13 protein-coding genes are annotated in these 10,476 nt (G+C 37.2%); 4 read left to right on the forward strand and 9 right to left on the reverse strand.

Annotated features, from left to right (window positions below):
* A partial coding sequence (locus tag BFL01S_RS20920) for a hypothetical protein (protein WP_218008540.1) occupies positions 1 to 197 on the forward strand: 197 nt, incomplete at its 5' end.
* 95 nt (positions 198 to 292) lie between these two features.
* Here BFL01S_RS20920 and BFL01S_RS16795 read toward each other — a convergent pair.
* Together BFL01S_RS16795 and BFL01S_RS16800 are read right to left on the reverse strand one after the other, a co-directional pair.
* A complete protein-coding gene (locus BFL01S_RS16795) occupies positions 293 to 604 on the reverse strand; it encodes an MTH1187 family thiamine-binding protein (protein WP_025911324.1) in 312 nt (103 codons plus the stop codon).
* Between the two features lie 109 nt (positions 605 to 713).
* Entirely contained in the window at positions 714 to 1,883 is a 1,170-nt protein-coding gene (locus BFL01S_RS16800; RefSeq protein ID WP_061786389.1) for a C40 family peptidase, read from the reverse strand.
* 423 nt (positions 1,884 to 2,306) lie between these two features.
* Between BFL01S_RS16800 and BFL01S_RS16805 the strand changes: the two genes are divergently transcribed.
* Entirely contained in the window at positions 2,307 to 4,004 is a 1,698-nt protein-coding gene (locus tag BFL01S_RS16805; protein ID WP_061786390.1) for a catalase, read from the forward strand.
* A gap of 61 nt (positions 4,005 to 4,065) precedes the next feature.
* Here the strand turns inward: BFL01S_RS16805 and BFL01S_RS16810 are convergent, their stop codons facing one another.
* Together BFL01S_RS16810 and BFL01S_RS16815 are read right to left on the reverse strand one after the other, a co-directional pair.
* A complete protein-coding gene (locus tag BFL01S_RS16810; RefSeq protein ID WP_225002376.1) occupies positions 4,066 to 4,464 on the reverse strand; it encodes a YfbO family protein in 399 nt (132 codons plus the stop codon).
* Between the two features lie 306 nt (positions 4,465 to 4,770).
* On the reverse strand, positions 4,771 to 6,108 hold the full coding sequence (locus BFL01S_RS16815) for a sodium-dependent transporter (protein WP_025911316.1): 1,338 nt from the start codon (positions 6,106 to 6,108) through the stop codon (positions 4,771 to 4,773).
* A gap of 179 nt (positions 6,109 to 6,287) precedes the next feature.
* On the opposite strand from BFL01S_RS16815, the gene BFL01S_RS16820 reads away from it, so the two are divergent.
* Positions 6,288 to 6,743, forward strand: a complete 456-nt coding sequence (locus tag BFL01S_RS16820) for a hypothetical protein (RefSeq protein ID WP_144594068.1) — start codon at positions 6,288 to 6,290, stop codon at positions 6,741 to 6,743.
* 25 nt (positions 6,744 to 6,768) lie between these two features.
* Here the strand turns inward: BFL01S_RS16820 and BFL01S_RS16825 are convergent, their stop codons facing one another.
* Entirely contained in the window at positions 6,769 to 7,194 is a 426-nt protein-coding gene (locus BFL01S_RS16825) for a DUF6843 domain-containing protein (protein WP_061786392.1), read from the reverse strand.
* A gap of 178 nt (positions 7,195 to 7,372) precedes the next feature.
* Between BFL01S_RS16825 and BFL01S_RS20825 the strand changes: the two genes are divergently transcribed.
* On the forward strand, positions 7,373 to 7,513 hold the full coding sequence (locus tag BFL01S_RS20825; RefSeq protein WP_167556126.1) for a hypothetical protein: 141 nt from the start codon (positions 7,373 to 7,375) through the stop codon (positions 7,511 to 7,513).
* Positions 7,514 to 7,564: 51 nt separating this feature from the next.
* Here the strand turns inward: BFL01S_RS20825 and BFL01S_RS16830 are convergent, their stop codons facing one another.
* Genes BFL01S_RS16830 through BFL01S_RS16845 form a run of 4 tightly spaced genes read right to left on the reverse strand, consistent with a single transcriptional unit; the run spans position 7,565 to position 10,024 of the window.
* Positions 7,565 to 7,987 (reverse strand): DUF350 domain-containing protein, encoded by a 423-nt coding sequence (locus BFL01S_RS16830; protein ID WP_061786393.1) that lies wholly within the window; start codon positions 7,985 to 7,987, stop codon positions 7,565 to 7,567.
* Positions 7,974 to 9,266: a glutathionylspermidine synthase family protein gene (locus tag BFL01S_RS16835; protein WP_061786394.1), complete on the reverse strand. Its 1,293-nt coding sequence runs from the start codon at positions 9,264 to 9,266 to the stop codon at positions 7,974 to 7,976. Before BFL01S_RS16835 ends, BFL01S_RS16830 begins: the two co-directional genes overlap by 14 nt.
* A 2-nt stretch (positions 9,267 to 9,268) precedes the next feature.
* A complete protein-coding gene (locus BFL01S_RS16840) occupies positions 9,269 to 9,565 on the reverse strand; it encodes a hypothetical protein (RefSeq protein WP_025911357.1) in 297 nt (98 codons plus the stop codon).
* Between the two features lie 12 nt (positions 9,566 to 9,577).
* A complete protein-coding gene (locus BFL01S_RS16845; protein WP_035321291.1) occupies positions 9,578 to 10,024 on the reverse strand; it encodes a hypothetical protein in 447 nt (148 codons plus the stop codon).
* Positions 10,025 to 10,476 lie beyond the last annotated feature (452 nt).

Consider the following 10,476-nt stretch of genomic DNA (forward strand, 5'->3'; position numbering starts at 1 on the left):
GATTTTGTTATGTCCCAAACCCTTCACAGTCTTTATTAATTTATTCAAAAGATTCCCTTCTAGATTATACCAATTTAACTAACTCAGATTTTTTACAGTTCCAACTACTTCAAACGGCACTAAAACCTCTATTTTATTTCCCAAAGGAGAAAAAACAGAACCAGCATACTCCTTTACGTTTAACGGCTCGCAACTAACAAAATTTCTGTACCATGATGAAATGCATACATACTCCTTGTTACCATCTTCTTGGTAAACAAGTAACAAAAAAACTAGCAGCTGATGGTAGCTGCTAGTTTTGATTCATTTTTAATTCAACAGCCTTTAATTTACCAGCCATTGTATGCTTTTTATCTCGTCGATCATCGATACGCAAGTTAGTACACACTCGCTCGATTCCATTTTCAAACGGAACTTCATGTAGCTCTTGAACAATTTTCAACAAAAGACCAAGCTCACCTTCAATAAGCGTATTCATGGGAGTTAACTGATACTCTACCTCCTCTTTGTATTTCTCTAACACTTTCTGAATATCCGCTACGTATTGGCTAACGCTGGGCGTTTTAGTCCCTACCGGTATAATCGTTAAATCTACAATCGCCATGTTACTTCTTCCTCCTTTTTCATGTTTATCATACCAAAAAGAAACAAAAGTCATACTTGTCTTGTTTCAATGACAAAAAAGAGGATAGTATATTATCCCCTTTTAAAACTTATAGATAACGTTTCGCACCTAAATAACGAGGCTGCCAGTATGAGTTACTCATAGAGCTAATCATAACACCTTTAGATGATGATGCATGAAGGAACTGACCTCCACCTAAGTAAATTCCTGCATGACTTGCACCCGGCTGATATGTTTCAAAGAATACAATATCTCCTGGGCTCGGTGTGCTAACACGAGTTCCTGTGCTGTAGATACCCGCAACTGTACGCGGTAAGCTAACTCCTGCAGCGTTACGATATACATAGTTTAAGAATCCACTGCAGTCAAATCCACTTGGAGAAGTCCCTCCCCATACGTATGGTGTTCCCACGAAACGTTTCCCATATGAAGTTACTTTTGAAGCACTAGAGCTTGATGGCGTACTAACGCTTGGCTTAGACGTAGTGTTGTTTGAACTTGAGCTAGAATTTAATTTGTTCATCGTAGCTGGCCCTGCAATTCCATCTGCTGACAAGCCGTTTGCGCGTTGGAACGAGCGAACTGCACTTGTTGTAATTGAACCGTAGTATCCCGTTACGTTAGCAGAGAAATAACCTTTATTTTTTAATTTTTGTTGCAAGCTACTTACTGATGAACCAGACATGCCCGGACGTAATATAGATGATGTACCCGTTGAAGTAGAGCCTGAACCAGCGCTAGTTCCACCATTTTTCAGTTTATTAAGCGTAGCTGGCCCTGCAATTCCATCTACTGACAGACCATTCGCACGTTGAAAAGCCATAACTGCATTTTTCGTAATTGACCCAAAATATTGAGTAGTATTTCCCTTGAAATAACCTTTGTTTTTCAGCTGCTGTTGTAGAGATTGAACATTTGCACCTCTAGAACCAACACGTAATAAAGTGCTAGATGTGCTAGAAGAATTAGAACTACTTCCTAACAGTTTACTAAATGTATTTTTACCGGCAATTCCATCTGCAGCTAATCCATTCGCACGCTGAAAGTTCATAACTGCGCTCTTTGTAATTGTTCCATAATAATTTGTAGTTGTACCGTATGTAAAATAACCCTTGTTTTTTAATTGTTGTTGTAATTGTTTTACATCTGAATTACTCATTCCTGGACGTAAAGTTGTATCACCTAATGCCGCTTCACTAATTGTTGGTACTACTGTTAAAGATCCACATAATGCTAAAGAATATATTAACTTTTTCATAGAAAAGGTTCCTCCATTGTCATAATCTACTAATCTAAGACGTTTACATTGTAACAACACTGTATTACAAAATAACATCACCAATATTACATTTTTGTTACAAGAACCGACATTTTTCTTCCATTTCTATGCCTACAGAATGACATTTTCAGTACTTTATAAGTATATAAGATTATTTAATTAACTTTATTTTACATTTAAATTCCTTTTCGGAGGGTAAGATTGGTTCTAAAATCACCGTTAACATTATGTTTATATTTCAATTATTTTTTTGTATAGTTCGTCGTATTTTTACCAAAAGCTGAAACTTTTTTGTGTTTTTTTCGTTTATGCACCTTTTCAAATGAAATAGATGCATAAAATGATAAAACATGGAAAAAATAGTTTACTGTAATAACTTAAGCTGATTGGAGGAATACGTAAATGTCTAACAAAGACGGAATTCACGGTACGAACGTAAATGGCGCCGGTGATTCTGAAGATAAGCGATTTACTGAAGGTGAAGATGAACAAACATTAACAACTCGTCAAGGACACCCCATTCGTGATAACCAAAACAGTCGCACAATTGGAAATCGCGGCCCTGCTACTTTAGAGAACTATCAACTAATTGAAAAACTTGCCCATTTCGATAGGGAACGTATACCAGAACGCGTAGTTCACGCTAGAGGAACCGGTGCTCACGGATACTTTGAAACATATGGAAAACTAGGTGACGAACCTGTAGAGAATTATACGCGTGCAAAAGTTTTTTCAGGAGCAGGTAAGCAAACTCCTGTGTTTGTACGTTTTTCCACTGTTACTCATGGAAAAGATTCTCCAGAAACGATGCGTGACCCTCGAGGATTTGCAGTTAAATTTTACACAGAGGATGGAAATTGGGACTTGGTGGGAAATAACTTAAAAATCTTTTTTATTCGGGATGCAATTAAGTTCCCTGACCTTATCCACTCATTTAAACCAGACCCTGTTACCAACAGACAAGATACGGAACGAATTTTCGATTTCATTTGCCAAACGCCTGAATCAATGCACATGATTACCTTTTTATTTTCTCCATGGGGGATTCCAGCTAACTACCGTCAAATGCAGGGCTCAGGAGTTAATACATATAAGTGGGTAAATAAAAATGGGGATGCTTTTTTAGTTAAATACCACTGGGAGCCAAAACAAGGTATTAAAAATCTTACTCAGAGCGAAGCTGAAGCTATTCAGGCAAAGAACATTAGTCACGCTACGCAAGATTTATATGAGGCAATTGAAAAAGGAGATTATCCAGAATGGGAGCTTTGCATGCAAATTATGGAGGATGGCGAACACCCTGAACTGGATTTTGACCCTTTAGATGATACAAAGATTTGGCCTGAAGATCAATTTCCGTTTCTACCAGTTGGGAAAATGGTCCTTAATAAAAACCCGAATAATGTATTTGCTGAAACCGAGCAAATATCGTTTGGAACTGGCGTGTTAGTAGATGGTCTTGACTTCTCTGATGACAAAATGCTTCAAGGTAGAACGTTTTCTTACTCAGATACTCAGCGTCATCGCGTTGGTGCAAATTACTTGCAGCTGCCGATCAATGCACCAAAAAAGCATGTAGCAACAAATCAACGAGATGGCCAAATGGCTTACCATGTGGATGAGGCACCGACCCAAAACCCTCATGTTAACTATGAACCTTCGCTTTTAGGTGGCCTTAAAGAAGCAACAGATAGACCTAAGCCTCATCAACCCAAAGTAGAAGGCCATCTTAAAAAAGAAAAAATTGAACGTACAAATGATTTCAAGCAAGCTGGTGAGCGCTATCGTTTACTAGAAGAATGGGAGCGTAAAGATTTGATTCAAAACCTTGTGGACGGGCTTAAGCCTTGTCACCAACAGATCCAACAGCGTATGATCGAGCTTTTAACAAAGTGCGACGAAGATTATGGTCGACAAGTGGCAGCTGGCATTGGCTTTACGATGAATGACGATGGCACTTATGATATGGAAGCTGGATCCGAAATCACCCCATCATTTGGGCACTTCCCAATTGAAGGGGGTTCTCCTTTAGGAAGTAATAAGGCTTCTGATGCTGTACAAGAAGCTGAACAAAAAGGACACGATGCCCACCCTTATTAAACATATTTCAACAAAAACAGCCCCCCTACTAGCAGGGGGGCTGTTTTTGTTCGAAACGGGATTACCATTTTACAGCAAACACGCGGTAGTCATGTTTTAGCTGTGGCGCATTGTACGGTTCGCCATATAAATATCCTTCGCACACCATTGTCGGCTGTAGTGGTTCAACCCACTGTTCAACCTCTTTCGCTGTGCCATTTGTTAAAATATAAACACATTCAGAAACTGGTCCATCATTGTTAACATGATCGACTTGTAGTACTTCCACTAACACATCTTGGACACACGTTTTATTCTGAATTGACATAAGCGTACGATACGTAAGACCGGTTGGCAGCGTAGCTTTCACTCGAAAATGCAAACTATTTTCGTCAAAGAAAGACGCTAATGAGACAATTGGTAACGTCTTATTTTGTTCATACGCTTGAGATAGAATCTTGACCAGAACTTCCTCACTCAAGACGATCCCTCTTTCTAAAAAACGCTTCATCACAACACATGCGAACATTGTCTAATTATGCTCATAGGATATTATACTACCACATTTTTTAATAACGTGTACTATTTTTTTTGAAATTCAAATAGAATTTGTTACCATCTACTTCTTTCTACTCCCCGCAACTCTAGCAATTATTAATAAAACAAACAGCAAAACAAATACTCCGACACCAACAAACATCTCATATAAGAAATTAACCACCTGCGTGTCCCCCCTTTTACTCATAGCAAAAAGAACGCCGTCAAAACAGCGTTCTCTCGCAACTTATCAAAGAAAGCCTAACATATTTACAAATACAATGATGATTAATACGGGAGCTACATAGCGAATGACTAGTAACCAAAGCGCAAACCACTTTTTCACATTGTTAGAACCTTGTTGAAACTCTTCAATTAAGACAGCTTTTTTCATTTTCCATGGTACAAATAAAGCTAAGAGCAAACAACCTAACGGCATTAAAATATTACTTACTAAAAAATCGGCAGCATCAAAAATTGATTTACCAAAAATCATTACGTCTGCTAGCGGTCCAAACGATAGTGCTGAAGGAATACCAACAATAAAAATTAATACTCCAGATATCCATGACAACTTAATACGTTTACCAGATTTCCCTTTTGCTAATGACGCCACAATAATCTCAAGCATAGAAAAAGCAGATGTCAATGTTGCAAATAAAAATAGCGCTAAAAACAATGTTTGGAATACTAGTCCAAAAGGAAGTTGTTCAAAAATTGTAGGTAAAACTACAAATAACAGCCCAGGTCCTTCTGCAGGCTCTCCTCCCATTGAAAAAACTGCTGGAAAAATTGCAAGGCCAGCTAATAGAGATATGACAATGTTTAAACCAGCAATAGACACTGCAGATTTCGGCAAGTTCTGTTGCTTCGTTAAATATGAGCTATACGTTACCATTACGGAAACACCCACACTTAATGAAAAGAATGCCTGACCCATCGCAAATAAAATAGCTTCAGACGTTAAGTTTGTAAAATCTGGATAAAGAAAAAACTTGACGCCTTCCATTGCGCCATCTAATGTTAAAGATCGAATAATAATAGCAATAAAAAGTACAAATAATGCAGGCATTAAAATATTGTTTGCTTTTTCAATTCCGTTTTGAATCCCTCGAGATACTACGATAATTGTCAGGAGTAAAAATACAAACTGTGCAATTACAGCGCTTGTTGGATTAGCAATTGTGTTACCAAACAATGTACTATAGTCTTTCACTCCACTGAGTCCACCTGTCACGCTGGCAAATAAGTATTGTAAAATCCAGCCGCCAACTACACTATAAAATGATAACAAAATAAAGCACGTAATTACGCCTAGGTAGCCAATTCCTTTCCAGATGGATTTGGGCGCTACAGCGTCATAAGCACGAATTGCTTCTTTTTGCGTATTACGTCCTAATACGAACTCTGCTAGTAGTAAAGGAAGACCGATAATAGCTGTAAACAGAATAAATAGAAGAAAGAACGCTCCTCCCCCACTTGTACCTGCTACATAAGGAAGCTTCCAAATAGCTCCAATTCCGATAGCGGAACCAGCCGAAGCTAAAATAAAGCCAATTTTTGATGTCCATTGTTCCTGTTGACTCATCTCATCTCACCATTCTCTATATTTTTTCTGATTTGTCATACTATATCACACAACTTTGGTTCCGAAAAGGTTTTTTATTGTTTTCCTGTAAAAGCTATGGTATGAATAATACAGAGAGTAAACGTTTAAAGTAAAAATACTCTTTACTTTTTCTAAAAGCTTTACAATTTGAGGTACAAATGATGACAAATCAACAAGAAAACAAAAAAGAATGCTTATATAAGTTTCATGATTTTATTTTAGTTCAATGTCCAAGCTGTCAACTTTGTGCTCGTATAACTTCAGTTAGCCATATCAATGGGTTACATCAGTGTGAATGCTCAAACTGCGGTTATGATGATAGTGCTTCACATAAAATGGAACTTTCTTTTGAATTTAAAGAAGGATTCGATCCCTTTTTTAACTTGCCTTTGTATTTAAAAACATCTTGTCCAAATCATTTGCTATGGGCATATAATTTAGAACACTTACAATACATTGAATCCTATGTTAAAGTCGGCCACCCAAGGCATATTCCCGAGCCCGATTTGTTCCATGTTTACGTTCCTAGCTGGGTTACAAGCAGCGAAGATCAAAAAGAAGCGCTAGCTAAAATTGAACAGCTCAAATTTAGTGTTTTTCATTCCGAAAAGTAGCCAGCACTCATAGCTGACTACTTTTTTAGTTTGATTTATATTCCCTTCTGTAATCACCTGCTTTGTCAAATTCATCTGCGCTTCCTACAAAGAAAAACTCAATTGTATGATTGGTATTTTCTGTCCCTTCCGTTGCGCCATGAATCATTTTTCCTGGTTTTAACTCTTTTCTATCGCCACCGTCGCTTACATAGTAATATTTATTCGTAGCCCATCCTTCATGCGTCAGTAACGTTTTTGTTCGACTTCTGCCGTTTTGGTCAATATGAAAAACTGTATATTCCCCTTCCATTTCCGTAGGTTGCCCGTTATCTTTATCATATTCAACCGCCACCCAACCTCTATATCCATCGGGAATTAAATAGAGGCTTGGCCTAGCTGTTTCATTTGAACGACTGCAACTTATTAATAGCATCATTGTAAAGCTTAACAACAAAAATCTCTTTTTCATTCATTCACCCTCTTTAATTTATTCAGTATAAAAGGCTGTATTTAGTGTTTGTTTTGAATATAAAACTATGCGAACGAACACGAGAAAAATATATGCTGAATGATAATTTCTACAGAGAATTATTTTTATTATTTTTTCACATAATAAAAGTAAGACTTTTAATTGTGGAGGAAAGCACATGGGCTATCTGTTTTTATTTATTTTGCTGTTTGTGATTCCTTTTTATATGCAGCAACGAATTGTTCAAGCCGATCGAGCTCATACAAAAGAGCTTCTTGATGCTGAGCAATCCAAAGTACCAAAAAGCGATTCCCCTTAATCAAGGAATCGCCTTTTGTCTATCGTTCATTCTTTAACATTTCAGCTAACGTTAATAAGTTAAGCTTCCCGCAACAATAAAGCCAACAGCAATCGCAGCAGCAAACAGCGTAAAACCAACGGCAATATTACCTTCTTCAACTTTCTTTGCCAAGTTTGTTTTAGGTGTCATAATGTATTCAATAATCCAATAAGCAATCACCTGTGTTACAATTCCCACTATGCCCCAAACAGCTGCATCAACTAAGTTAACGCTATTGCTCCAAACCGTGTAAATAACAATTGCAAGACCAATTCCTTTTCCCCATAACTTAAGTGCAACGGCAAGGTTTCCTTTTCGAATAAGTTCACGGTCATTAAACTTTGTTGTTAATTCAAATACGATAATTCCAAGAAATAACAAAAGTAAACCTACAACTACGTGAGCTAGAAAGCTACCAATACTTCCCCATTCAATCCATTCAGTCAACGCCATTTTTTTCATCCTCACTTTCATTTTTTAATCCAATTGGCAAATAATAAGATGCATTATCAGTAATTTGATTTCCCGCTCGAATACCAACTGCACTCGGCCTTCCATTTAGTAAAAAGCAACCATACATAATATGGGCCGGTTGTTTTCCTCTCTCTGTGACAATTTCTGCTATGTCAAGTTCTAAGAATTGTTGATAAACAGGCACTTCATCTTCATACGTTTTTTGTGCGTCCTCAGCCACTTTTTTACCTGAACCTTCATATATTTCAACCGTATCACCTTCTCGACCAAACGAAGGCTTTTTTACATAAGGCTTTTGACTTTTTATAAAAACATCTTCTTCTAAATATGTAGGTAAGAAATAAGTATAAATCCATTCATGCTCTTCTTTTGTAAAAAACGGATGCTTCTGCTCATACAGGCCCCAAATCACAACTTGAATTGCTTTTGATTGCAATAAAAAAGCAGATGGCGGATTGATAATTGCGAGTTGTTTATCTTTGACAAGCTTTAAAAGCATCTCACCAACGCCTTCATCTGTAACTGGATCTCTATCGTTCACTAAGTGCTCAATGGGATACGTTTGTCGATAAAGAACGTCAATTTTCTGCCCGGTCGTATCATATAGTCCTGGCTCTAAAACAAGCTCTCCTTGTTCATATATTGGCTTATCTACAATTCTAAGCTTATCTAACGGTTCATACCTTGCTTTTACATTGGCTTGTTCCATTAAATACGTTGTTGTCCATTTGTCTTCTTCATGGTCACCATGGGATGAAAAAACAATATGCGGATGCGTCGTCTTCCCAAGCTTTTCATAAGCTTTGAAAATGGCTTCTTTTAATACACGAGATAAATGTTCTTCTTCTTTTTGATTAGGATCATGTAAACCAAACTGCTTGCAAACACGACGATTCACGTGGAATAATTCTTTAATGAAGGTAGGAGTGTCCGCATTTAACTCCATCACTTTGATACCAGATTCGTTAACGATGAAATCAATTCGAGAAATCACAGTTTCTACCTCCATGGTCTGAAGCCGAATATAAGGTAAAACTTCTTTTGGAAATCCTAATGATTGCAACGTTTCGTCGTTAAGCGCTCGTAAAAGATGAGCTGTTTTAAAAAATACATGCCCCACTCGATCTGCAGCGGTTTTAACCTGCTTAATTTTTTCTGCCTTTTCGACTTTTATATCGTATAAAGCGTACTCTTCATCGTATAAATCATGCCAAAACGAGTCGATATTTTCATAGAATTGTTTGCGTATATCGGTCATGTTTATCCCCCAAAACCACCTTTAGTCCCTGATCCAATTCCAGATTTATAAGATTTATAGGATGAGTCACTTGTTAAGGATTTTTTAGAGCTATATGTTTTTCCATTATGATAGTAGTGGCCTCCACCAGTTGTACTTGATGAGCTATCACAATAATATGTTTGAGTATCTTCATCCCAATCCCAGTCTCTACAGCTGTCATCATCCGGTTCAGGAGGGCGATTCGACCCGCAGCCAACGAGTGAAGTAACCATTACAGTGGTTAAAACGCCAGCCATCATTTTTTTTGTTTTTGACATCTTTCTTCCTCCTCAATACTTAACTCCTGTTTCGGTGACATATAGTACATATACTTTTCGGTCTTCATCAATTTCTGCTGAGTCCCGCTCCCATTCTCGACCGTTGAAATAACTATAAACAGTGCCTAAATATGAGAGCACTTCAAGGTGATTGGAGAGGGACTTGATTGTAAGCAACGGGTGATTACGATACGAATTCAGTTCTCGAATTTCAAGCGTTAAATATTCGCTATCACTTTCCTTCTCCTCTTTAGGAGCATGCTCATATTCATCAACGTAGATTACATGAATATCATCTTCAAAAGCAGACGAACGCTGCTTATAGGTAACACCTTCTTTTACGAAAAATTCACATTCCCTCCGAGCAAGCACTTGTTCTAGTTCAATAGACTCATAATGATAAATAGAAGTATATGTTTCATTTAATTTCAATAGACGGTATTCCAACAAACTCTCCATCTTTTTTCACCTCCGTTTGTGACGATTGTGTGACATTACACCATTATATACGCGACGCAAACATGAAAGTTTCAAATTTTTAACAATATTTTCTCAAAAAATCGATTCAGCTGTCTGAATCGACTAGATATCATTGATTTTAATATGATCATTTCATATGAGCCTTGTACTAATAATGTAATAACTTAATAACCTACAGCACCTACCTAATAATAACAAATTCTGTAATAGAAAAAAGTACAAAACTTACTATTGCGATAAGAAGCCCTCTCTCAATCTATACAAAATCTCGTTAAGAATTTTGTCAAACTAGTACATGTAACTTACAAAAAAGAAACTCGGACGTAACTACATGGTTCCTTTTCACAGACGAATCATGACTGTTCTAACATTGTTAAGTTGTAAAAACAAGTTCGTTCCATTGCGCTGCAGACACTCACTTTCTGCGGGAA

The organism is Priestia flexa NBRC 15715 (genome assembly GCF_001591565.1).
GTDB classification, from domain to species: domain Bacteria; phylum Bacillota; class Bacilli; order Bacillales; family Bacillaceae_H; genus Priestia; species Priestia flexa.

Coding starts and splice junctions, on each gene's coding strand:
- BFL01S_RS16795 (WP_025911324.1), bottom strand. CDS start 604: ATGGCGATTGTAGATTTAACGATTATACCGGTAGGGACTAAAACGCCC.
- BFL01S_RS16800 (WP_061786389.1), bottom strand. CDS start 1,883: ATGAAAAAGTTAATATATTCTTTAGCATTATGTGGATCTTTAACAGTA.
- BFL01S_RS16805 (WP_061786390.1), top strand. CDS start 2,307: ATGTCTAACAAAGACGGAATTCACGGTACGAACGTAAATGGCGCCGGT.
- BFL01S_RS16815 (WP_025911316.1), bottom strand. CDS start 6,108: ATGAGTCAACAGGAACAATGGACATCAAAAATTGGCTTTATTTTAGCT.
- BFL01S_RS16820 (WP_144594068.1), top strand. CDS start 6,288: ATGATGACAAATCAACAAGAAAACAAAAAAGAATGCTTATATAAGTTT.
- BFL01S_RS16825 (WP_061786392.1), bottom strand. CDS start 7,194: ATGAAAAAGAGATTTTTGTTGTTAAGCTTTACAATGATGCTATTAATA.
- BFL01S_RS20825 (WP_167556126.1), top strand. CDS start 7,373: ATGGGCTATCTGTTTTTATTTATTTTGCTGTTTGTGATTCCTTTTTAT.
- BFL01S_RS16830 (WP_061786393.1), bottom strand. CDS start 7,987: ATGGCGTTGACTGAATGGATTGAATGGGGAAGTATTGGTAGCTTTCTA.
- BFL01S_RS16835 (WP_061786394.1), bottom strand. CDS start 9,266: ATGACCGATATACGCAAACAATTCTATGAAAATATCGACTCGTTTTGG.
- BFL01S_RS16840 (WP_025911357.1), bottom strand. CDS start 9,565: ATGTCAAAAACAAAAAAAATGATGGCTGGCGTTTTAACCACTGTAATG.
- BFL01S_RS16845 (WP_035321291.1), bottom strand. CDS start 10,024: ATGGAGAGTTTGTTGGAATACCGTCTATTGAAATTAAATGAAACATAT.